Genomic DNA, 22,008 nt, shown 5'->3' with positions numbered 1-22,008 from the left:
AGGAGGTACGAGCCATGCAACGCATCCTCTCCGCCCAGCTGTCCGAGCACGTCCACGAAAAAGTGGCGATCGCCGGCTGGATCCACCGCCGCCGCCTGCTCAAATCGGTGGCCTTCCTGATCGTCCGGGACGCCGCGGGGCTCAGCCAGGTGGTTGTCACCGACCCGGCGACCCGGGCGCAGCTGGAGCAGCTCGCCGAGGAGAGCGTCGTCGAGGTGACCGCTGTCGTCACCGCGAACCCGCAGGCCCCCAATGGTGTGGAGCTGACCGGGCCACAGGTCCGAGAGTTGAGTGCGGTGGGCGTACCGCTGCCGTTTGAACTGCATCGGCCGACGCTGACCGCGGGCCTGCCCGCCCAGCTCGACCATGCTGCTCTTGCCCTGCGGCACCCGAGCCGGGCCGCGACGTTGCGGATCGCTGCCGCCGCGACCGCGGGTTTCCGCAAAGCCCTGGAAGCGCAGCGGTTCGTCGAGATCCAGACGCCGAAGATCGTGGGTTCGGCGACCGAGTCGGGGTCGAGTGTCTTCCGGCTCGACTATTTCGGGCGGCCGGGCTATCTGGCGCAGTCGCCGCAGTTCTACAAGCAGCTGATGGTCGGTGTGTTCGAGCGGGTCTTCGAGGTCGGGCCGGTGTTCCGGGCGGAGCCGAGCGACACCGCGCGGCATCTGGCGCAGTACACGTCGCTGGACGCCGAGATGGGTTTCATCGCCGACCACCGGGACGTGATGGCGGCGCTGACGCTGGTGGTGCGCGGGATGCTGGCCGAGGTGACCGCGCGTACGGGCCATCGGACACCCGAGGTCCCGGCGGAGGTCCCGGCCGTGCACTTCACCGAGGCTCTGCGGATCGCCGGTGCGCCGCCGGACGAGCCTGACCTGGCGCCCGCGCACGAACGGGCGCTGGGGGAGTGGGCGCGGCGGGAGCACGGGTCGGAGTTCGTCTTCGTGACCGGTTATCCGATGCGCAAGCGGCCCTTCTACACCCATCCGGACCCGGGGCGGCCCGCGTACTCGAACGGGTTCGACCTGCTCTTTCGCGGTCTGGAGATCGTCACGGGCGGTCAGCGGCTGCACCGCTACGAGGACTACGTCGCGGCGCTGAGCGCGGCGGGCGAGCCGGTGGAGGCCTATCGGGGCTATCTCGACGGCTTCCTCTACGGGATGCCGCCGCACGGTGGCTGGGCGATCGGTCTCGAGCGGTTCGTGGCCAGGCTGACCGGCCTGGCGAACGTCCGGGAGGTCACCGCGTTCCCGCGTGACCTGCATCGGATCGCGCCGTAGTTTCACAGCGGTTTGACGTGGGGGCGGGTCGACTGTGCCGGTGCTGATCGATCTCGATGCGCCACCGGCGCGGCGCCCGCCACCGCCCGTCGACCGGCGATGGTTCGGCGCGGTGGCTGCCGCCGTGCTGCTCCTGATGCTGGGCGGGGCGGCCGGTGTGCCGGAACCGGGGAAGGTGCGCCAGGTCGCCTCCTCGGGCGGCGCCGTCGTGGCGAGCCTGCTGACGGAGTCGGCGCTCTACACCGCGCAAGCCGTGACCGGCGAGAACGCGGTGGTGGAGATTTGGGCCCGGTCGCTCACCGAGGGCGGGGAGTCGTGGAGCGCGCGGGCACCGAACGGCGAGGTGACCCTGCGCAGTATCGGTGGAACCCTGGTCGTGGTGTCCGATGCGGCGATCACGGTCCTCGACGCACGCGACGGCCGGGTTCGATGGAGTGAGAGGTCGGCCTTCTCGGCCATCGTGGTCGGCGAGCGGGTGCTGCTGTCGTACGACGATGTCGAGTGGGGCGCGAAGACCACCTTCACCGACCTCGCGTCGGGGCGGAAGCTGTGGTCGGTCGAGGGGCAGCCGGACGTCGCGTTCCTGGACGAGTCCGGGCGATACCTGGTTGCCGCGGACTACGGCGGCCACACCGTGCTGCGTGACACCGCGAGCGGCCGGATCCTGGCTACCCGCGAGCTGGACGTCCTCGACGGGATGGTGATGATCATTGGCGATCGGGTCCTCGTTTCCCGCGCCGCGCGGCTGCTCGCGCTGCGGCTGCCGGACCTGGAACGGCTCTGGGAGGTGACCACGCCCTTTCCCGAGACTATGCAGCCCTGCGGCGGCCTGCTCTGCGTGACCGACTCCCGCGGGCTGGCGGCCTTCGACCCGGCCACCGGCGACGAACGCTGGCGGACCGCCGTCTGGACCAGCTACCACCAGCCCGCCGCGGTGCGCGCGGACGGCCAGGGGGTTGCGGTGGGCGCGGACGGCCGGGCCGTCGTGCTCGATCCGGTGACCGGGCGGACGGTACGGGAGCTCGGCCGCGGCCGTCCGGTCGGCGACCTGATGCTCCGGTTCGCCGACGGCCAGATGTGGATCACCGGTCTCCGGTCGGGACGGGTGATGGGCAGCGTGCCCGGTGTCATCCCGTTCGGCTGCACCACCGCCGGGCGCTTCCTGGGCTGCCCGGTGGCGGCCGGAGCCTTCACCGTCTGGGAGACGCCCCGCTAAAGGATCACCATCAGCGTGACGGCGGCGACGATGACGAACGGGACGATCGTCGTGCAGACCAGGATCGTCCAGGCGACGGGATGGCCGAAGTTGAGGACCACCCCACCGCCCTTCTTCGGTACGAAGACCCGCTTGTCACGGGGATCGCGATAGAGCGCCATCAGAACAGCGTCGGCAGGTGTCGCTCGACCACCGGCAGCACCTCGGCGACCGTCACCGGGCGGCCCAGCTCGGCGCTCAGGGAGGTCACGCCCGCGTCCCGGATGCCGCACGGGACGAACCGGTCGAAGTTGGCCAGGTCGCAGTCGCAGTTCAGCGCGAAGCCGTGCAGGGTCACGCCGCGCGACACCCGGATGCCGATCTGGGCGATCTTGCGGTCGAGGCCGCCGTCGGTCGCCCGGACCCAGGCGCCGCTGCGTCCCTCGACCCGCTCGGTGGCCACGCCGAACTCGGCGCAGACGTCGATCAGCAGCTGTTCGGTCCGGCGGACGTAGGCCACCACGTCGACCGGGTCGGGAAGCCGGACGATCGGGTAGCCGACCAGCTGCCCCGGGCCGTGCCAGGTGATCTTGCCGCCACGGTCGACGTCGACGACCGGCGTGCCGTCGAACGGGCGGTCGGCGGGCTCGGTGCGCTTGCCCGCGGTGAAGACGCTCGGGTGCTCCAGCAGCAGGACGGTGTCCGGCCGGGAGCCGTCAGCCACGCCCTCGTGCAGGCGCTTCTGCTCCTCCCACGCGTCCCGGTAGTCGACCAGCCCGGGGCGCAGGACGGTGATAACAGAGGAAGTCACAGCGGAAGCCTAACTCCGGCCTCAGCGATCGACCGGATCCACTCCGGGACGGATGCGCCACACCAGGACGTCGTCCACCCGCTCGGGCGGGCCGAACAGCTCGATCGCTGTGGTCTCGACGGCCGACCGGAACAGGATGCGATGGTCCGAGCCGGTGATCTCGTCGGCCAGGAACACCGCTTCGACGCCCCAGTACTCCAGGTCACGCCGGGCCTGGTCGCGGTCGATGTTGCTGAGCCGGGGCACGTAGCCGTACAGGGCGGCTCGGGTGAACAGCCAGTCGGTGGAGAGCGGCGGTGCACCGATCCGGCCGACCAGCTTGCGGCCCTCCTCGCCGGTGGTCTGCGGGCCGAGGAAGTAGCCGTCCGGGATGCGGAACTGCGCACCACCACGGGCCATCGTGTACGCCTGCCAGCGCTGCCCGTCGGCGTGCACGTTCAGGGCGAACGGGAGAGCCGTGAGCACACCGTCGTCCGAGACGTACTGGCGCCAGGTGCCGTTCCTGATGAACCCGGGTTCCGGCGCGCGCTCCTGATGCCGTACCGGAAGGGGGAAGATCGGCAGAAGTGCCACCGCGACCCCCGCACCCAGCGCGAGCCGCATCGAGGCCGGAATGTTCGCCCGGTTCGTCACCATGTGCTCGATCAGCAGCGCCAGCAGGATGCCGAAGACGCCGGCCAGCGCGAGCGCGAAGCGCAGCGGCAGCGCCGAGTCGAAGAGCGGCAGGTGGGCGAGCAGCGCGTAGGGCAGCGGGATGTTGATCTCGTCGCCCATCCAGTTCAGCCGCGGGCCCCAGGAGAGCACCAGGAAGAACACGCCGACCACGGCGATCGCGCGCAGGGTGGCGCGGCGGCCCGGCCCGGCCTGCTGCCAGAGCAGCCGGAAGGCGACAAGCAGAAGGGCGATCAGGGGTACGCCGAAGTACGACGTCTCCTCGGTCCGGTTGGGTCCGAGGTCGGAGCCGAACCCGAGGAGGCCGGCCAGGGACCGGCTCGGGTACGACAGGTACGACGCCACGTCCTCCACGAAGTACCGCTGGTTGAAGCCGGTCCCCTTGAACGCGAGCGGCCCGGCGAAGTGCATGTAGAGCGGGTACGCCAGCAGTGCCCCGGCCACCACAGCGGTCACGCCGAGCGCCCGCAGCACGGTCGGCACGGCCGCGATGGCCTCCTGCCGCACCGGGCCGGCCAGCGACCACGCGGCGATGAAGACGCCGCTGGCCAGGGCGGTGTAGAACAACCCCTCGGGTGCGATCGAGAAGCCCATCGCCAGCAGCAGGCCGAGCACGATGCCGTTGCGCAGCCAGCGCCCCGGCGTCCGCAGTTTCAGCACCCGCCAGAGCACCACCGGGACGATCCAGCCGGCCGTCCAGTTCAGGTGGCCGTTGGCGTGCGAGACGAACCCGGGCGCGAAGCCGCAGAACAGGCCGCCCAGCGCCGCCGCGAACGTGCTGGACACCAGCCAGCGGCGCAGGAACAGGTACCACACGAAGGCGGACCCGGCCAGGTTCAGCGTCAGGATCGTCACGAAGCTGATCTGCGGCCCGGCCAGCCAGGTCAGCGGCGCGAAGAGCACGGTGTACACCGTGATCGACGTGTTCGCCGCCAGGTTGACGCCGAGCGGAGCGTTCATCACGTCCGCGAAGTACGGGTCGGCGCCGGTGCCGAGGATGTGGACCCCGTAGGCCAGCAGCCACTCGAACCACGCCTGGTCGCCGACGTTGTCGGAGAGCACGTGGTTGTACGGATCGCGCCACAGACCGTTCGTCACGTAGCCCGCGAGTGCCAGGGCGATCAGGGCGACGGTCAGGTGGGCACGCCACGGCCGGGCCCGGAGCGGCGTGTCCGCCTGCTCGGAGGGCGGGTCCGTGGGGGCGGCTGAGGTGGGGGCGGCGACTGACATCAGGCGCAGGTTAGCAAGAGCCCGCCGTAAGTCAGGGAGCCATCGCCGCTCCCGGCCGCAGCGCCGCCCTCAGCGCCTCCTCCATGCTCGGATACGTCCAGGCGAACCCGGCTGCCGAGAGGACTCCCGGCAGCACCCGCTGGCTGCGCTGCGCCTCACCGGCCAGCTCACCGAGCACCAGGTCGAGCGCGGGACCGGGAACGGTCAGCAGCGCGGGCCGCTTCAACTGGCCGGCCAGCACCCTGGTGAAGTCGGCGTTGCGGATCGGCTGCGGCGAGGCCAGGTTGACCGGGCCGCTGAGGTCCTCGCGCTCCAGCAGGAACTCCGCGGCGTTCAGCCAGTCGGCGAGGGAGATCCACGCCATCCACTGGCGGCCGCCGCCGATGCGCGCGCCGGCGCCCAGCTTGAACGGCAGCAGCAGCGGCTTGAGCAGGGAACCCGAGGCGTCGATCGTCGGGGCGGTGCGCAGCAGCACCACGCGGACGCCGGCGTCCTCGGCGGGCCGGGCGGCGGCCTCCCACACCCGGCACAGGTCGGCCAGGAACGTGGTGCCGGCCGAACCCTCCTCGGTGACGGCCTGCTCGCCGGTCTCCCCGTACCACCCCACTGCGGAGCCCTGGAGCAGTGCGCGCGGTCGCTCGTCGTCCGGCAGCTGCCGGATCGCCTTGGCGATGGTGTCGGTGGTGTTGATCCGGCTGGATCGCAGCACCCGCTTGTAGCTCGCGGTCCACCGGCGGTCACCGATGTTGGCGCCGGCCAGGTTGATCACCGCGTCGGCGCCGGCGAGCAGCACCGGGTCGAGCCGGCCCTGCGCGGGGTCCCAGGTGGCCTCGCCGGGGCCCGCGGACGGGCGGCGAACGAGTCGGGTGAGGTCGTGGCCGCTGCGCCGGAGCCGGTCCGCGAGCCGGGTGCCGAGGAACCCGGAGGCCCCGGCCATGACGATCCGCATACCTCATTCTTTCCCGGAGATCGCCCTTCGTAAAACAAACCGGGGGCAACGCCACACGGCGCGCCCCCGGTTTTTCTGCCGACAGGTGCTACAGACCGAGGTCGGCCTCGAAGTTGCCGCCCTCGAGGCGCTCCTTCAGGGTGACCAGGAAGCGGGCGGCGTCGGCGCCGTCCACGATCCGGTGGTCATAGCTGAGTGCCAGGTAGACCATCGAGCGGGGCACGATGATCTCGCCCAGGTTGGCGTCGTTCACGACCACGGGGCGCTTGACCACCGCGCCGAGGCCGAGGATGCCGACCTGCGGCTGGTTGATGATCGGCGTGTCGAAGAGGGCACCCCGGCTGCCGGTGTTGGTCAGCGTGAACGTGCCACCGGAGATCTCGTCGGGGCCGATCTTGTTGTTCCGGGTCCGGTCGGCGACGTCGGCGATCCGCTTCGCCAGGCCGGCCAGGTTGAGGTCGCCCGCGTCCTTGAGAACCGGGACGATCAGGCCCTTCGGCGTGTCCACCGCGATGCCCAGGTGCTCGGCCTCGTGGTAGGTGACCGTGCCGGCCTCCTGGTCGATCGACGAGTTGACGACCGGGTGCTGCTGGAGCGCCTCGACCGCGGCCAGGGCGAAGAACGGCAGGAACGTGAGCTTCACGCCGTGCTTGGTCTGGAAGTCGGCCTTCGCCTTGTTCCGCAGCTGGGCGATCTTGGTGACGTCCACCTCGACGACCGTGGTGAGCTGCGCCGACACCTGGAGCGACTCGACCATGCGCCGGGCGATGGTGGCCCGGGTCCGGGTGAGCTTCTCGGTGCGGCCACGCAGCGGGCTCGGCGCCGGCTTGGCGGCCGGCTTCGGTGCCGCGGCGGCCGGGGCGGCAGCGGGTGCGGGTGCGGGCTGAGCCTTGGCGGCGGCAGCCTTCTCCGCGGCGTCCAGCACGTCCTGCTTGCGGATGCGGCCGCCGACGCCGGTGCCGGTCAGCGCGGACAGGTCCACGCCCTTCTCGGCGGCGAGCTTGCGGACCAGCGGCGTCACATAACCGGCGTCGCCGGCACCGTTCGCCTGAACCGTCTCGGCGGCCGGCGCTGCCGGCTGGGCGGGAGCGGGTGCGGGCTGGGCCGACGCCGGCTGGGCGGACGGCTGCTTTGTCTCCGCGGCGGGGGACGGCGTCGAGTACGACTCGCCGACCTCCGGTGCCGGAGCCGACTCGACCCGCGGCTGCGGAGCCGGTGCGGTCTCCTGCTTCGGAGCCTCCTGCTTCGGAGCCTCCTGCTTCGGAGCCTCCTGCTGGGGTGCTTCCTGCTGCGGTGCGGCCGGTGCGCTGCCCTCGGCGCCGATGATCGCGAGCTCCGCGCCGACGTCAGCGGTCTCGTCCTCGGCGACCTTGATCTCCAGGACGGTGCCGGCGACCGGCGACGGGATCTCGGTGTCCACCTTGTCGGTGGAGACCTCGAGCAGCGGCTCGTCGACCTCGACGGTCTCGCCGACCTGCTTGAGCCAGCGGGTGACGGTGCCCTCGGTGACGCTCTCACCCAGTGCCGGCATCTTCACCGCGGTGCCCTCGGCGGCGCCGCCCTCAGACGAGGCGGACGGGGCGGCGGTCTGCGGCGCCGGAGCCTCGTCCTCGACCGGCTTCTCGGTCGACGGCGTGTTCAGCGCGGCGGGCTCGGGTTCCGGCTCCGCTTCCTGCTGCTGGGCTTCCTGCTGCTGGGCGGGTGCGGGCTCCGACGAACCGGCGTCCTCGCCCTCGCCCGCGATCACGGCCAGCTCGCTGCCGACCTCGGCGGTCTCGTCCTCACCGACCACGATCCGGGTGAGCACACCCGCGGCCGGCGACGGAATCTCCGTGTCGACCTTGTCGGTCGAAACCTCGAGCAGCGGCTCGTCGGCCTCGACGCGCTCGCCCTCCTGCTTGAGCCAGCGCGTGACGGTGCCCTCGGTGACGCTCTCACCCAGCCGCGGCATGGTTACCGATACCGGCATTTTTCCCCAAACTCCTTAACGCAGTAAAAGAAAGATCAGCTGTGCGCGTGCAGGGGCTTGCCCGCGAGCGCGAGGAAGGCCTCGCCCAGCGCCTCGTTCTGCGTCGGGTGGGCGTGTACGAGCTGCGCGACCTCTTCCGGGAACGCTTCCCAGTTGTAGATCAGCTGGGCTTCGCCGACAAGTTCGCCGACCCGGGCACCGACCATGTGCAGGCCGACGACCGGACCGTCGTTCACGCGGACCAGCTTGATGAAGCCCGCGGTCTTGAGGATCTGGCTCTTGCCGTTGCCGCCGAGGTTGTAGTTGTAGGTCGAGATCTTGTCGTCACCGTACTTCTCCTTGGCCTTCGCCTCGGTGAAGCCCATCGACGCGACCTCGGGGTCCGAGTACGTGACGCGGGGGATGCCGGCCTCGTCGATCACGGCCGGGTTCAGGCCGGCGATCTCCTCGGCGACGAAGATGCCCTGCTGGAAGCCGCGGTGCGCGAGCTGCAGGCCGGGGACGATGTCACCGACGGCGAAGATGTTGCCGACACCGGTGCGCAGGCGCTCGTCGACGATCACGAAGCCGCGGTCGAGCGTGACGCCCTGCTGCTCGTACCCCAGGTTGGCGGTTGTCGGGCCACGCCCGACGGCGACCAGCAGCACCTCGGCCTCGAGGGTCTCGCCGCCCGCGATGGTCACCCGCACGCCGTTCTCGGTGCTCTCCACCTTCTCGAACGGCTTGCCGACCTTGAAGTTGATCTTCCGCTTGCGGAAGGCGCGCTCGACCTGCTTCGAGATGTCCTCGTCCTCCGCGGCGACCAGCCGGGGGAGAGCCTCGATGATCGTCACGTCGGCGCCGAACGACTTCCACACGCTGGCGAACTCGACGCCGATGACGCCGCCGCCCAGCACGATCGCCGACGACGGAACCCGGTCCATCGTGAGAGCGTGCTCACTGGTCAGCACCCGCTTGCCGTCGACCTCCAGGCCGGGCAGCGAGCGCGAGTAGGAGCCGGTCGCGAGGATGACGTTGCGGCCGGTGTATCGCTGGCCGTCGACCTCGACGGTGTCCTTGCTGACGAGCTTGCCCTCGCCGGACACCACAGTGATGTTCTTGTTGTTGGTCAGGAGGCCGGTCAGGCCCTTGTAGAGGCGGCCGACCACGCCGTCCTTGTACGAGTTGACCCCGGCCATGTCGATGCCGACCAGGTCCGCCTTGATGCCGAACTGCTCGCTCTCGCGCGTCTGGTCGGCGATCTCCGCCGCGTGCAGCAGCGCCTTGGTCGGGATGCAGCCGCGGTGCAGGCACGTGCCGCCCAGCTCCGCCTTGTCGATCAGGGCGACCGAGAGGTTCAGCTCGGCCGCACGCAGCGCGGCCGCATAACCACCGCTGCCGGCGCCGAGAATGACGATGTCGAAGGTTCCGCCGTTGGGCTGGCTCACGTTGACTCCAGTAGTCGCATCGTCGCCATGTGGGTCACACAATGGAAACGGTCACAGTCCCGTCACCGACATCTTGTCACTTCCGGACCCGGTCAATGCAGTCAGGTGCCCCACGACACGTCGTGGCGACGTACCCTTGCCGCATCGAGCGTGAGGAGCGGCAGTGGCTTGGTTTCGGCGACGTCCATCATCGGGCCGGCCTGGTGGACGACCCGTTGACAAGGCCGATCTCGAGCATCTTACGCAATTCATCAGGTCCCGGCGCGGAGTCGAGGCTTTCGTCGAGCCACAGACGACAGTGACCGAGACCACCATGTTGCTCGTCGCGCACGACGGCGAGTGGACCAGGCGGCGCATCGAGTCACCTGAGATCGCCCGCCGCTTCGCGCACCAGCTCTCGCTGCCGATCTACGACGTCCGCCTGCTGGGCTATCCGCAGCGGATGCGCGACTACAACGAACGGCAGCGGCGCCGCCCCAGTTGAAGGTGAGGCGGCGCCGGCAGATCATTTTCGGGTCACGCCAGGTCGTCGATGAGCTTCAGGAACGTGCGGACCGGCACCCCGGTGCCGCCCTTGGTCCAGTAACCGTTCGGCTCACCGCTGTGATAGCTGGGGCCGGCGATGTCGATGTGCGCCCACTCGACACCATCGGCGACGAACTCCCGCAGGAAGACGCCGCCCTGCAGCATGTGCCCGGCCCGGTCGAGGCTGGAGTTGGTCTGGCAGATGTCGGCGATCTCCGACTCCATGCCCTTGCGGACGTCGTCCGGCAGCGGCATCGGCCAGGCCGGCTCGCCGACCGCGTCGCCGGCCGCCTGCACCAGCGCGGTGGCCTCGGCCGAACCCATCAGCCCGGCGATCCGCTTGCCCAGCGCCACCACCTGGCCGCCGGTCAGCGTGGACGTCTCGAACAGGTAGTCGGTGCCGTCGGCGCACGCCCGGGCCATCGCGTCGCCCAGCACCATCCGGCCCTCGGCGTCGGTGTTGAACACCTCGACCCGCTTGCCGTTGAACATCGTGATCACGTCGCCCGGCCGGTACGCCGACCCGGACGGCATGTTCTCGGCGATCGCCAGGTAACCCGAGACCGCGACGCCCGGCTTGAGCGCGGCGACCGCGAGCATCGTGGCGGCGACGGCTGCCGCTCCGGCCATGTCGGACTTCATCTCCCACATGCCGGCGGCCGGCTTGATGCTGACACCACCGGTGTCGAACGTGATGCCCTTGCCGACGAGCGCCACCCGCTTCGGGTCGGCCACCCCGGACGGCGTGTAGGTGAGCTTCACCAGGCGCGGCGGGGCCTCCGAGCCCTGGCCGACAGCGACGATGCCGCCGTAGCCGCCGGCCTTCAACTGGTCGAAGTCCAGCACCTCGACGGCCAGGCCGGCCTCGGTGGCGGCCTCGGACACCAGGTCGGCGAAGTGCGGGGGACGCAGCTCGTTCGGCGGCATGTTGACCCAGTCGCGGGTCAGGCATACCGACCGGGAGACCACCTGGGCGCGCTCGATCTCGGCGGCCGCGGCCGGGTCGGCGGCGTCCGGGACGTGCAGTTGCAGCGCGGCGACCGGGTCACGGCGCCCCTTCTGCGGCTTCGTCTTGTAGCCGGCGAAACGGTAGGAGCCGAGCAGGGCGCCCTCCAGCACCGCGCGCAGCACGGGCGGGGCGTCCGCGTCGTCGGGCAGCGGAAGGGCGAGCGCCACGGTGCCGCTGCCGGCGAGGGCGCGTACCGCCGCGCCGGCGCCGCGCCGCAGCGTCTCCAGCTCCGGGGCGGGCCCGTTCGGCTCGCTGCCCAGACCCACCGCGACCACCAGCGGCGCCGCGATGGTGCCCAGCGTGGCGAGCTTGGTCACCTCACCCGGTGCGCCGCTCGCGCCGAGCAGAGCCAGCGTCGCGGTGAGCTTGCCGTCGAACGCCGCGGCGATGCTCTCCGCTCCGGCGGCCGGCAGCAGGGCGCCGTCCTCCTCGGGCTGGCTGTGCAGGCCGATGACGATGGCATCGACCGCCAATTCGGCCGGGTCGCTGTCGACCAGGCTGAGACTGGGCTGAGTCACTCGGGCACTCCGGGACGTCGAGCCGGGATGTCACGGGTAGTGCGGTCCCGGCTGTTGGGAAAGAGGTGTTGTCACCGCGACTCTATAGATGCTCAAGGTCAGCGGTAAGTTGAGTCTCATGTCTGCCGAGCTTCTCCGGTCCCCACTGCACGATCGACACGTCGCCCTGGGCGCGAAATTCGCCTCCTTCGGCGGCTGGGACATGCCCCTGGAGTATGCGGGCGGCGGCGTGTTGCGCGAGCACGCCGCGGTCCGCGAGGCGGCCGGCGTCTTCGACGTGTCGCACCTCGGCAAGGCCCGGGTCAGCGGTGCGGGCGCCGCGAGCTTCGTCAACTCCTGCCTCACCAACGACCTCGGCCGCATCGCGCCCGGCAAGGCGCAGTACACACTCTGCTGCGACTCCTCCGGCGGTGTGGTCGACGACCTGATCGCCTACCTGCACAGCGACGACCACGTCTTCCTCATCCCGAACGCCGCCAACACGGCCGAGGTGGTCCGCCGCCTGACCGAGGCCGCCCCGGACGGCATCACGGTCACCGACGAGCACCGGTCACACGCCGTCCTCGCCGTGCAGGGCCCGCAGTCCGCGGAGATCCTCGGCAAGCTCGGCCTGCCCACCGACCACGGCTACATGTCGTTCGCGCCGGCCGCCGTCGGCGGGACCGAACTGGTCGTCTGCCGCACCGGCTACACCGGCGAGCACGGCTACGAACTGGTCGTTCCCTGGGACGGCGCCGGCGCGGTCTGGGACGCGATCATCGAGGCCGGTGTGCGCCCGTGCGGCCTCGGCGCGCGCGACACCCTGCGCACCGAAATGGGCTACCCCCTGCACGGCCAGGAGCTCACCCTTGACATCAGCCCGGTCCAGGCCCGCTCCGGCTGGGCGGTCGGCTGGAACAAGCCGGCCTTCTGGGGCCGCGAAGCGCTGGTCACAGAGAAGGCCGCCGGGGCCCGCCGCCAGCTGCGCGGACTCGAACTGACCGGCCGTGGCATCCCGCGCGGTCACATGCAGGTCTACGCCGGGGACGCCCTGGTGGGCGAGACGACGAGCGGGACCTTCTCGCCGACGAAGAAGGTGGGTATCGCGCTGGCCCTGCTCGACACCGCGGCGGGTCTCGCGGACGGTGATCTGGTCCAGGTCGACATCCGCGGCAAGCGGATCGAGGCGCGCATCGTCAAGCCGCCATTCGTCACGCCTTCGGTTCGCTGAAAGGCATTTTTATCGTACGACCGACGCAGAGCACTCGAGGGCGACGGCTCCCGATCATGAGGAGTTCTGCCGTAACGGTGCGCCTGGTGCCTCAAGATCTCGTTGACGAGGGCTCGCGTGCTGTGGTGGCGTGGATCAGCCGAGGGTCAGGGTGACCAGGGTGACTGTTGTGGCGAGTTCGACGGCGGCGCCCAAGATGTCGCCGGTCAGGCCGCCGAATCTGCGTACGGAATGACGCACCAGAACGAGCACCGCCAACAGTGCGACGGCGACGGCAGCCGGCCCCTGCCACGGACGGCCCGGAACGGCCGCGGTGGCGAGGCCCGTCACCGCGATCGCGGCCGTCACCACGGCCCAGAGCGGCACGGTCGACGCCACCAGTGCGCCCAGGCCCTCCGGGCGCGCCGCGGGAACGCCCCGGCGGCAGGCGACCGTGACAGCGAGCCGACCGGTTGCCCAGGCCGTCACCACCGCCCAGTGGCCGGCCTCGGTGAGCGCCGCGGCCTGAACTAGAACGGTCACCGCGAGAGCCGCCACACCGAACGGGCCGATGTCCGGCTTCTTCATGATCTCCAGTGCGGCGGGGCCCGATCGGTAGGAGCCGAGCGCGTCCACAGTGTCCGCGAGCCCGTCCAGGTGCAGCCCGCGGGTGAGCAGCGCGCCGGCACCGACGGTCACCGCGGCGGCGACCAGCGCAGGTGATCCGGCGGCGTCGAGGCCTTCGTGCACACCTGCCAGTACCAGGCCGAGCAGCGCGCCCACGAGCGGCGCGACGGCCATGGCTACGGCGGCGCTGAAGCGGTCGACCCGGCCCGCCTTCAGCGGCAGGACGGTCAGGGTGGTGACCGCCAGCCTGAGGCCGTCAAGCACCCGTGCTGGTGGCCGGCCCCGAACGCCCCGGCTCCGTCTCCTCCTGCTGCGGCTCCGCCTCCGCCTCCGTCCGCTGTTCCGCCTCCGTCCGCTGTTCCGGCTCCGTTTGCGGCTGTGGTTCCGGCTCGGTGAGGGTCTCGGCCTCGTCGCCGGCGTCCGTGTCGAGGCCGCCGTCCCCCTGCTCACCCAGCAGCACCGGATGGACCGGCAGGGCGGACGACAGGCCGATCGCCGTGCGCAGGACCGGCAGCACGGCCAGCGCGTTCGCCCCTTCGCCCAGATCCAGGCCGATCTCCAGCACCGGGGTCAGCCCCAGCACATCAGCACCCTGCTTGACCAGCGCGAGCGTGCCCTGCTCGGGCAGCAGGCACCAGTGCCGGGTCTGCGCGGCCAGATCCCGGGCGACAAGACCCGCCGCGATGCCGAGCGGACCGTCCAGCAGCACCGGCAACCGGCGGGCGGCGGCGCCGAGCAGCACACCGGTGGCGACGGCCAGGTCCGGGCCGCCCAGTTCGCGAAGGATGTCGGTGGCGCCGCGGGACTCCTGGCGGATGCGGTGCAGGGCGTCGCGTACGGCAGCGCACCGCACTATCCACGCGTTGTCGTCGAACCGCCCGCCCGGCAGCAGCACCCGGGGCAGCACGGCGACCGCCTCGGCGCCGGTCGTCGCCGCGAGCACCGCCGTGGCGACCGCCTCCAGGCCGGGTGCGAGGCCGGCCAGCAGCACGGCTTCCTTGCCCGCGTCGGCGGCCGCGTCGGCGAGTTTCCAGCCCTCGCGCAGCGCGGCCTCCACGGTCGCGTCGTCGGTGACCGGGCCGTCCTCCATGGCGCCCGCGTCGGCGGTACGCAGCACCGCGATGTCCGCGCCGGCCTGCGCCGCCAGCCGGCCCAGCAGACCGGTGCCCTGCTCAGCCTCGCCGACCCGGCGCTCCACGTCGAACGGGTCCGCCCCGGCCGCGGCACCACCGGCGTGCCGGCCGGCGATCACCACCACCCGGACCGCGGACCAGGGCGACGGCTTCATCGTGTCCTGGGTGCTGGCGGCGAACTCGATCGCCTCGCCGAGCGCGCCCAGCCCGGCGCCGGGCAGGTCGAGTCCGGGCAGCCGGTCCCGCGCGTCGGGGCCGGCGTCGCTGCTCGGCAGCGGAAGGTCCATGCCGACCTTGATCTCGGTCAGCCCGGAGGCGACGAGGGGCAGCGCCGTGGTCTGCTCGCCGAGAACGGCCGCCAGGTTCGCCGAACCGGTCGTACCCGCCACCACGTCCGCCGTCCCCTCGGAGCGGACAGCAGGCTCACCGGCCGGGACCACGACAACCGCCTCGGCGACCGGCGCGGTCACCGTGGCAGCGGCCGGGGCGGCCACCGGGGCGGCGCCCGGCGTGGTCATCGGAGGCGGCGGGGGAGCGGCCACCGCGGGCGGCGCTGTCGACAGCACAGCCGGCGGCCGCGACGGCGTGACCGGGTCCGACGCCGCGGCGGCTTCCGCGGCCGCGACTCCACGCTTCAGCCACGTCGGCTGTCCCGCCACGACCAGCACCACACCGTCACAGACCTCGGCGAGAGCCTGGTTCGTCGTACCCAAGGCGTCGGCGAACGCCCGCCCGACCGGCGTCACCGGCACCAGCGACAGCCCCACCTCGGGGCTGACCAGCACCAATCGCGCCTCGCAGGCCTGCACCGCGGCGGCGAGCGCCGCAACGTCGGCCTCGTCGTCGTTGGGCTGGCGTGCCGGGTCCAGCACCGCGGCCACCCAGCCGCCGAGGTCGTCGACGAGCAGGGTCTCGTCCGGCTTGGCCTCGCCGAGCAGGACCGCCAGGCGTGCCGGGTCCGCACCGGTCTCCTCGGTGGACCAGGCCTGCGGGCGGCGCCGCTGGTGCGCCTCGATCCGTGCCAGCCATTCCGGGTCGTCCTCGCCGCCGGCCGCGGTGGCCACGTAACGCACCGAGGGCGCGTCTGCCACCAGGGATTCGGCGAACGCGGATTTGCCGGAGCGGATTCCGCCGAGCACCAGGACCGTGTTCCACCGATCTTCGGACATGCCCCGTACCTTAGAGCCGGGTCGCACACGTCGACGCCGTAGGGTGGAAGCCCACCGACGGACGACGTGAGGGGGCGGCTCAATGCCGTGGAGTTGGCGGTACGAGGACGTCGACGGTAAGCCAGTCGACGGGCCGGCCGAGACGTTCAGCAGCCAGGCGGATGCGGAGTCCTGGATCGGGCAGGAGTGGCGGAATCTGCAGACCGCGGGTGTCAACACGGTCGTGCTGGTCGAGGACGACCGCGTCGACTACCAGATGAGTCTGGCACCGGCGGACTGACGTGACGTACGAACCCGTCTATACCCGTACGCCGAGGAACGCCTTCCTTCCCAGCCCGATCTTCGTCGGCATCGTCGCGGTCTTCGCCGTGAGCGGTGTCATGACGTGGACGCGATTCGGCAACGTCAAGATCGACGTTTTCCTCTTCGTCATCTCGGGCTGGATCGTCTCGCTCTGCCTCCATGAGTACGCGCACGCGGTCAGCGGTTACTTCTCCGGCGACCTGACCGTCGCCGACCGCGGTTACCTGCGCCTCAACCCGCTGAAGTACACGCACCCGCTGCTCTCCATCGTGCTGCCGGTGGTCGTGGTGATCCTCGGCGGTATCGGCCTGCCCGGCGGTGCGGTCTGGGTGGACCACAGGTACATCAGCAGCAAGGTGAAGGACTCGCTGATCAGCGCGGCGGGCCCGCTCACCAACGTGGTGCTCGCGCTGGTGGTGGCGGTGCCGTTCCTGGCCGGGATGGCACCGGAGCTGATCCAGAACGAGGCGGGGCGGTACACGCTGTCCAGCGTCGACCACGTCGAGTTCTGGGCGGCCCTGGCGCTCCTCGCGTTCCTCCAGGTGACCGCCGCCGTACTGAACCTGCTGCCGATTCCCGGCCTGGACGGCGGCGGGATCATCTCGCCGTTCTTCAGCCCGGCCTACCAGCGGGCCTGGAACCTGGCCGCGCCGTGGGGCTTCCTGGTGCTGTTCCTGCTGCTCTGGCAGACCCAGGTCGGCGACTACTTCTACAGCCTGGTGAACTGGCTGGCCGGCCTGATCAGCGTCCCGCCCTGGCTGTACGCGTACGGCTTCGAGCTGATGCGCTTCTGGAGCAACTGAGGACGGCGGGGCCGCACCGCGCGGCCCCGCCTGTTCTCACGGCCGCTTGTCCGGGCTCTTCGTCAGCGACGGGTCCCGGGTCACCACCGGCTCCAAGGCCTCGTCGATCGCCTTGAGCAGGCCGTCGTCGAGCTTCACCCCGGACGCCTTCACGTTGTCGCGCACCTGCTCGGGCCGGGACGCGCCGATGATCGCCGCGGAGACGTTCGGGTTCTGCAGCACCCACGCGACAGCGAGCTGGGCCATCGTCAGCCCGGCCTGCTCGGCGAGCGGCTGAAGCTTCGCGACCGCGTTCAGCACGTCGTCCTCGAGCCAGCGGGCGATGAAGCCGGCGCCCGATTTCTCGTCGGTGGCCCGGGACCCGGCCGGCGGCTGCTCCCCGGCCCGGTACTTGCCGGTCAGCACACCCTGAGCCAGCGGCGACCAGACGATCTGGCCGAGACCGAGCTCCTGCGAGGCCGGTACGACCTCCGCCTCGATGACCCGCCACAGCATCGAGTACTGCGGCTGGTTCGACACCAGGCGGATCTTCAGCTCGTCGGCGAGCGGCTTGGCGGCCCGGATCTCCGCGGCCGACCACTCCGACACCCCGATGTAGTGCGCCTTGCCCCGGTGCACCACGTCGGCGAACGCCTCCATGGTCTCCTCGAGCGGCGTGTGGTGGTCGTAACGGTGTGCCTGGTAGAGGTCGACGTAGTCGGTGCCCAGCCGGCGCAGCGACCCGTCGATCGACTCCATGATGTGCTTGCGGGACAGGCCGCTGTCGTTCGGGCCGGGCCCGGTACGCCAGTAGACCTTGGTGAAGATCTCCAGCCCCTCGCGGCGCTCACCCTTCAGCGCCCGGCCCAGCACCTCCTCAGCGCGGGTTCCCGCGTACACGTCGGCGGTGTCGAACGTGGTTATGCCGACTTCCAGGGCCGCGCGCACGCAGGCGACGGCCGCCTCCTCCTCCACCTGGGATCCGTGGGTGATCCAGTTGCCGTAGGCGATCTCACTGACCAGCAGGCCCGAACGGCCGAGATGACGGTGCTCCATGCCCCGAATCTACTTACAGCACCGGCCGGGTGTCCGGCAGCAGCCGCCGTACGTGATCAACAACCTCGTCACGATCGCGGTGTGCCACGTCGACGAGCGGGCGGCCCTCCCGGTCCAGGGCGCCCCAGTTGCCGGCCCGGTCGCGCACCAGGAACGCCGACGGGTGGATCACCACACCGGCGTGCCGCGGCTCGACCAGGAGCTGCCCGGTCCGGTCCAGCACGCCGAACCCGGCGCCGCCGTCGACCACCGCCAGCCCTTCGTCGGTGAACCCGTCCACCGTCGCGCCGCTCTGCAGCACCGTCGCGAAATGCCGGAACCGGGGCTCCACCGCGACCCGGGCATGCCTGTCGACAGCACCCCACAGGCCGCCACGCCGGATCAGCGCCATCCCGCGCCGGAACGGCCGCACCTCTTCGAACGGGCCGGGCACCACCAGGCGGTTCTGCCTGTCGATCGCCCCCCAGCCGCCGTCGCGGGCGACCCAGGCCAGCCCTTCGGCGAACCGGGACACGCTCGTGTAGCCGGCGGCGGCGGAGATCACCAGGTCACCGTTCGGGTCGATCAGCTCCCAGGCGGGCGAGTCGGGGCGGCGAACCCATGCCAGACCCTCCGAGAACGGCTGCGCCTCGGCATACGCCGGTTCGACAGCGGCCGCGTACCCCCAGAGCCCGGTGCCGTCGTCATGCAGCGGCGTAGGCGCGGCCGGCAGGCCCAGCATCTCCTCACGGCTGCGCGGATACGGACCCCACCCACCGTCCGCCGTGCGCCGCGTGATCACGTCGAGTGCCAGCTCGACCCGCTCCACGAGCTCCGGATCCTCACCACCACGCACGTTCAGTGCCCGCTCGAAGTGATTCACCGCCTCCAGGAACCGCCCCTGATCAAAAGCGGACCGCCCTGCCATCTCCCGGATCTCCGCACGCACCCGCGACGGCAGCTCGACGGAGTCGGCCTGCTCATAGAGCCGGTCCGCTTCCGCATACTCCGCACGCCACTGCAGCACGTGCGCGAGCCGCGCCTGCGCGATTGAAACCGGACGCAGCTCCCCGCTGGCCTCCGCGTGCAACAACGCCTCCCGGGCGTCGGCAAGCGCGTCGTCCAACTCACCCAGAACCCGCGAAACCACAGCCCGCAGGCTCAGCAGCCCGGCACGAACGTTGTCCCGCTCGGCGAACTCCAGCCTGTCGGTCAGCCGGTCCGTGAGATCCCACAACCGGTCAGGCTCATCAACCCGCTCCCGCAGCGTCTCCGGATCGAACGTCCACGGATACGCCGCCAGAATCTCCTCCGGATCGCGCCGCCGCCGCTGATCCTGACCAGCCGTCTGCTCCCGCCGCTGCCGCACCGGCGCAGCCCGCTCCCCAACCGGCGCAGGCTGAGGCGCAGGCTGAGGCGCAGGCTGAGGCGCAGGCCGCTCCCGATCCACCACGCCGGCGTCCGAGTCACTCTCAGCCTGCGAGCCACCGTCACCGGTGGGTTCGCCGGCTATTCGGTTCTCACTGTGCGCAAGCGACTCGCCATCACCGTCAGTCTCGCCAGCCGCGCCGGACTCACTCTCAGCGAGCGACTCACCGTCACCGGATTCCCTTTCCGGTACGGCCGACGTGTCCTCACTGTCGGACATGTCCGCCCCACCGACACCGGCGTCCTCTGACTCTTCCGGCGTTTCCACCGTCTCGGAGCCAGTCTTCGCCTCGTCCCCGGCGTCATCGGCCGAACTCGGCGCGGGCATTGCACTGACCGGCGCGCTTACCGCAGGTGCGGCACTGACGGGCGCGGCGGACACGGGTGCGGCGCTGATGGGTGCGGCGCTGATGGGTGCGGCGCTGATGGGCGCAGCGCTGATGGGTGCGGCACTGATTGGTGTGCTGGGCGTGGGCGGAGCGCTGACCGGTGCAGCGCTGACGGGTGTGCTGGGCGCGGGGGCTGCACTGATGGGTGCGGCGGATATGGGCGCGGCGCTGACGGGGGTGCTCGGTGCGGGAGCCGCGCTGATCGGAGTGCTCGGGTCCGGTGCGCCGCTCACCGGAGTACTGGCGAAGGGCCTCGCGCTGACGGGCACGCTGGAGATCGGCGCCGCACTGATCGGCGTGCTGGGGTACTGCGGCTTCGGCTCGGACCAGCCTTCCCCGGTGTACAGGCCGGCCTGGCCGTCCCCGGAGACAGGATCCTCAACCTCGGCCTCAGTGTCGAGCTGGACGTCCTTGATGATCGCGTCCGGTTCCGCGGCAGCGGGCACGGCCTCATCCTCGGAGGCGTCCTCCTCGCCGTCGGCCTCCTCGATGGCAGGCGCGAACCAGCCCTGCGGCTGAGCGGGAGCTTCCTCGACCGGGCTCTCCTCCTCAACTACCGGTTCCGGCTCGGGCTCGGGAACCGGCGTGGTGGCGCCCAACCCACTCATGGACAGCAACCAGCCCAGTCCGTGCGGCTCCTCCCCGCCCTCGGACTTCGCCTCGGCATCCGCCGTCTGTGGTGCGCCAGCGGGTGCCCCGGTGACCGGTGTGACGTCGCCCCCGGAGTCGAACGGCGGCGCGGTGACCGGTTCGACCGCCGGCTCATATCCAGCCTGCTGCAAGTCCTCGCCCCACACCTGCGCGACGGGTTCCGGCTCCGCGATGGGCTGCGGCTGAGCGACGGGCTGTGCCTGCGCGATGGGCTGCGGCTGAGCGACGGGCTGTGCCTGCGCGACGGGCTGTGCCTGCGCGACGGGCTGTGCCTGCGCGACGGGCTGTGCCTGCGCGACCGGCTGTGCCTGCGCGACCGGCTGTGCCTGCGCGACCGGCTGTGCCTGCGCGATGGGCTGCGGCTGAGCGACCGGCTCCGCGACGGGCTGCGGCTGTGGCGCTGCCCGGCGTGGGTCGAGCGGCCTCGTCCGGTCCTCCGACGGCCCGGCACCCGGTTCGGCGGGTCGAATCTGCCCCGGCGCAGGTGCGTGTCCTGGCGCAGGAGGGTGCCCCGGCGCAGGAGCGTGTTGAGGCGCAAAAGGTTGCTGAGGTGTAGGAGCCTGACCGACCCGTCGCGGGTCGAGGGGGCGCGTTGGATCCGCGGAGACCGGGGCGACTGGTGTCTGGCCCGGCACAGCGGGGTAGACCGCGGCGGGCGTTGCCGGCTGCGGCGGCGTCATCCGTGTCGGCTGGGGTGCCGGGCGGGCGGTCGGCGGAGTGGCCCGCTCCTGCGGAACGGGGCGCAGGTTGAACGGCGTCTCCGGACCGTGTCCGTCCCGTGGGGCACGGCGCTCGTCGGTGTAGGCGGGGAAGGCGTCGGGCGGCGCCGGGCGGGCACTGCCGTAGGTCGGAGCGGGCCCGGAAACCGGGCGACCGTCCGCATCCTGGCGGGGAACACCCTGCTCAGGAGCCTGCCGCCGCCCCTGATAACCGCCGCCCTGATGGCCGGGCTCCTGATAGCCGCCCTGATGGCCGGGCTGCTGATAGCCGCCCTGATGGCCGGGCTGCTGGTAGCCGCCCTGATGGCCGGGCTCCGGGTAGCCGGGGTCCTGCTCGGGCCCCACCCGGCCGGGCACGTATCCGGCGGGAGTACCAGGCTGCACCGGACCAGCGAATCTGCCGGGCGGCGGGGCCTGCCCGTGTCGTCCGGCAGTATCCGGATGCGCCGGAGCGCCCGGCCCGCCGGCGACCGGGAAACCGGGTCGTCCCTGCTGCGGACCCTGGCCGTACTCGCCGCGCACGGGCGAGACCGGCCGTGGACCGTACCCGGGTGTCTGGCCCTGACCGCGACCCCACTGACCACCTTCCGGCGGCATGGGTTGCTGCGACACGGGTTGCTGAGGTGCGGGTTGCTGCGGCACCCGCCCCGGCGGACGTCCGGACTGGCCGGGCGAAACCGGCGTGGACGGACCCTGGTGCCCCGGGTTGACCGGGATCTGACCATGCCCGGGGTTGACCGGCACACCGCGCCCAGCTCCGGGTCGCGCCGAGCCGTACTCGTCAGCCGGCGGCCGGCCGTAAACCGGCGACGGTCCCCGCCGCTGCTCCGGCGCGGGCGGCCGCTCCTCCGGGAACCGATCGTGCATCCCGGCCGGCCGATTCCACGAGGGCTCCTCCCGCGAAGCAGCCGGAGCGCGCGAAGCCGCCGGAGCATGCGGAGAGCCAGGAGGGTAGGGAGAACCGGGAGAACCGGGAGAACCGGGAGAACCGGGAGACG

General features: G+C 71.5%; 18 protein-coding genes. 7 read left to right on the top strand and 11 right to left on the bottom strand.

Features of this window, described 5'->3' with window-relative positions:
• Positions 1–14 precede the first annotated feature (14 nt).
• Both aspS and ACFQV6_RS32680 read left to right on the top strand, forming a co-directional pair.
• Positions 15–1,280 (top strand): aspartate--tRNA(Asn) ligase, encoded by a 1,266-nt coding sequence (aspS, locus tag ACFQV6_RS32685; protein ID WP_378031505.1) that lies wholly within the window; start codon positions 15–17, stop codon positions 1,278–1,280.
• A 40-nt stretch (positions 1,281–1,320) separates the two neighbouring features.
• A complete protein-coding gene (locus ACFQV6_RS32680) occupies positions 1,321–2,496 on the top strand; it encodes a PQQ-binding-like beta-propeller repeat protein (RefSeq protein WP_378031504.1) in 1,176 nt (391 codons plus the stop codon).
• On the opposite strand, the gene ACFQV6_RS32675 is transcribed toward ACFQV6_RS32680, so the two are convergent.
• The 6 genes from ACFQV6_RS32675 to lpdA all read right to left on the bottom strand — a co-directional run bounded on the left by ACFQV6_RS32675 (position 2,493) and on the right by lpdA (position 9,533).
• The gene (locus tag ACFQV6_RS32675) at positions 2,493–2,657 is read right to left on the bottom strand and encodes a peptide ABC transporter substrate-binding protein (protein WP_378031503.1); all 165 of its coding nucleotides are present in this window, start codon (positions 2,655–2,657) and stop codon (positions 2,493–2,495) included. The two genes, ACFQV6_RS32680 and ACFQV6_RS32675, sit on opposite strands and share 4 nt — an antisense overlap.
• Entirely contained in the window at positions 2,657–3,286 is a 630-nt protein-coding gene (gene lipB, locus ACFQV6_RS32670; RefSeq protein WP_378031502.1) for a lipoyl(octanoyl) transferase LipB, read from the bottom strand. Before lipB ends, ACFQV6_RS32675 begins: the two co-directional genes overlap by 1 nt.
• A gap of 21 nt (positions 3,287–3,307) precedes the next feature.
• On the bottom strand, positions 3,308–5,188 hold the full coding sequence (locus ACFQV6_RS32665; RefSeq protein WP_378031501.1) for a DUF2079 domain-containing protein: 1,881 nt from the start codon (positions 5,186–5,188) through the stop codon (positions 3,308–3,310).
• Between the two features lie 31 nt (positions 5,189–5,219).
• On the bottom strand, positions 5,220–6,137 hold the full coding sequence (locus ACFQV6_RS32660; RefSeq protein WP_378031500.1) for a TIGR01777 family oxidoreductase: 918 nt from the start codon (positions 6,135–6,137) through the stop codon (positions 5,220–5,222).
• Between the two features lie 88 nt (positions 6,138–6,225).
• A complete protein-coding gene (gene sucB, locus ACFQV6_RS32655) occupies positions 6,226–8,106 on the bottom strand; it encodes a 2-oxoglutarate dehydrogenase, E2 component, dihydrolipoamide succinyltransferase (RefSeq protein ID WP_378031499.1) in 1,881 nt (626 codons plus the stop codon).
• Positions 8,107–8,141: 35 nt separating this feature from the next.
• Positions 8,142–9,533, bottom strand: coding sequence for a dihydrolipoyl dehydrogenase (lpdA, locus tag ACFQV6_RS32650; RefSeq protein ID WP_378031498.1), 1,392 nt, complete (start codon positions 9,531–9,533; stop codon positions 8,142–8,144).
• Between the two features lie 163 nt (positions 9,534–9,696).
• On the opposite strand from lpdA, the gene ACFQV6_RS32645 reads away from it, so the two are divergent.
• A complete protein-coding gene (locus ACFQV6_RS32645; protein WP_378031497.1) occupies positions 9,697–10,017 on the top strand; it encodes a hypothetical protein in 321 nt (106 codons plus the stop codon).
• 32 nt (positions 10,018–10,049) lie between these two features.
• Here ACFQV6_RS32645 and ACFQV6_RS32640 read toward each other — a convergent pair whose 3' ends face one another.
• Positions 10,050–11,585 carry a leucyl aminopeptidase gene (locus tag ACFQV6_RS32640; protein WP_378031496.1) on the bottom strand — a complete coding sequence of 512 codons (1,536 nt, stop codon included), beginning with the start codon at positions 11,583–11,585 and terminating at the stop codon, positions 10,050–10,052.
• A gap of 118 nt (positions 11,586–11,703) precedes the next feature.
• Between ACFQV6_RS32640 and gcvT the strand changes: the two genes are divergently transcribed.
• Positions 11,704–12,795, top strand: coding sequence for a glycine cleavage system aminomethyltransferase GcvT (gene gcvT, locus ACFQV6_RS32635; RefSeq protein ID WP_378031495.1), 1,092 nt, complete (start codon positions 11,704–11,706; stop codon positions 12,793–12,795).
• A 135-nt stretch (positions 12,796–12,930) separates the two neighbouring features.
• Here the strand turns inward: gcvT and ACFQV6_RS32630 are convergent, their stop codons facing one another.
• On the bottom strand, positions 12,931–13,665 hold the full coding sequence (locus ACFQV6_RS32630) for an adenosylcobinamide-GDP ribazoletransferase (RefSeq protein WP_378031494.1): 735 nt from the start codon (positions 13,663–13,665) through the stop codon (positions 12,931–12,933).
• Positions 13,658–15,703: a bifunctional adenosylcobinamide kinase/adenosylcobinamide-phosphate guanylyltransferase gene (locus ACFQV6_RS32625; RefSeq protein ID WP_378031493.1), complete on the bottom strand. Its 2,046-nt coding sequence runs from the start codon at positions 15,701–15,703 to the stop codon at positions 13,658–13,660. Before ACFQV6_RS32625 ends, ACFQV6_RS32630 begins: the two co-directional genes overlap by 8 nt.
• An 82-nt stretch (positions 15,704–15,785) precedes the next feature.
• Here ACFQV6_RS32625 and ACFQV6_RS32620 point away from each other — a divergent pair, with 82 nt between their 5' ends.
• Complete coding sequence (locus ACFQV6_RS32620) at positions 15,786–15,983, top strand: hypothetical protein (RefSeq protein WP_378031492.1); 198 nt, start codon at positions 15,786–15,788, stop codon at positions 15,981–15,983.
• 1 nt (position 15,984) lies between these two features.
• Positions 15,985–16,809, top strand: a complete 825-nt coding sequence (locus ACFQV6_RS32615) for a site-2 protease family protein (RefSeq protein ID WP_378031491.1) — start codon at positions 15,985–15,987, stop codon at positions 16,807–16,809.
• A 36-nt stretch (positions 16,810–16,845) separates the two neighbouring features.
• Here ACFQV6_RS32615 and ACFQV6_RS32610 read toward each other — a convergent pair whose 3' ends face one another.
• Entirely contained in the window at positions 16,846–17,844 is a 999-nt protein-coding gene (locus ACFQV6_RS32610) for an aldo/keto reductase family protein (protein WP_378031490.1), read from the bottom strand.
• Positions 17,845–17,857: 13 nt separating this feature from the next.
• Positions 17,858–19,192, bottom strand: a complete 1,335-nt coding sequence (locus tag ACFQV6_RS32605; RefSeq protein ID WP_378031489.1) for a WG repeat-containing protein — start codon at positions 19,190–19,192, stop codon at positions 17,858–17,860.
• 277 nt (positions 19,193–19,469) lie between these two features.
• Here ACFQV6_RS32605 and ACFQV6_RS32600 point away from each other — a divergent pair, with 277 nt between their 5' ends.
• Complete coding sequence (locus ACFQV6_RS32600) at positions 19,470–20,159, top strand: hypothetical protein (protein ID WP_378031488.1); 690 nt, start codon at positions 19,470–19,472, stop codon at positions 20,157–20,159.
• The last annotated feature ends 1,849 nt before the right edge of the window (positions 20,160–22,008 follow it).

Origin of the sequence: Actinoplanes sp. GCM10030250, from assembly GCF_042666575.1 — a bacterium.
GTDB lineage: Bacteria > Actinomycetota > Actinomycetes > Mycobacteriales > Micromonosporaceae > Actinoplanes.
The sequence above is the reverse complement of the archived record's forward strand: the minus strand, read 5'-3'. Positions and strand labels throughout refer to the sequence as shown.

Excerpts from the sequence above, each read along its gene's own strand:
- gcvT (WP_378031495.1), top strand. The coding sequence starts at position 11,704 with ATGTCTGCCGAGCTTCTCCGGTCCCCACTGCACGATCGACACGTCGCC.
- ACFQV6_RS32600 (WP_378031488.1), top strand. The coding sequence starts at position 19,470 with ATGTCCGCCCCACCGACACCGGCGTCCTCTGACTCTTCCGGCGTTTCC.
- ACFQV6_RS32660 (WP_378031500.1), bottom strand. The coding sequence starts at position 6,137 with ATGCGGATCGTCATGGCCGGGGCCTCCGGGTTCCTCGGCACCCGGCTC.
- ACFQV6_RS32625 (WP_378031493.1), bottom strand. The coding sequence starts at position 15,703 with ATGTCCGAAGATCGGTGGAACACGGTCCTGGTGCTCGGCGGAATCCGC.
- ACFQV6_RS32675 (WP_378031503.1), bottom strand. The coding sequence starts at position 2,657 with ATGGCGCTCTATCGCGATCCCCGTGACAAGCGGGTCTTCGTACCGAAG.
- sucB (WP_378031499.1), bottom strand. The coding sequence starts at position 8,106 with ATGCCGGTATCGGTAACCATGCCGCGGCTGGGTGAGAGCGTCACCGAG.
- ACFQV6_RS32665 (WP_378031501.1), bottom strand. The coding sequence starts at position 5,188 with ATGTCAGTCGCCGCCCCCACCTCAGCCGCCCCCACGGACCCGCCCTCC.
- aspS (WP_378031505.1), top strand. The coding sequence starts at position 15 with ATGCAACGCATCCTCTCCGCCCAGCTGTCCGAGCACGTCCACGAAAAA.
- ACFQV6_RS32620 (WP_378031492.1), top strand. The coding sequence starts at position 15,786 with ATGCCGTGGAGTTGGCGGTACGAGGACGTCGACGGTAAGCCAGTCGAC.
- ACFQV6_RS32610 (WP_378031490.1), bottom strand. The coding sequence starts at position 17,844 with ATGGAGCACCGTCATCTCGGCCGTTCGGGCCTGCTGGTCAGTGAGATC.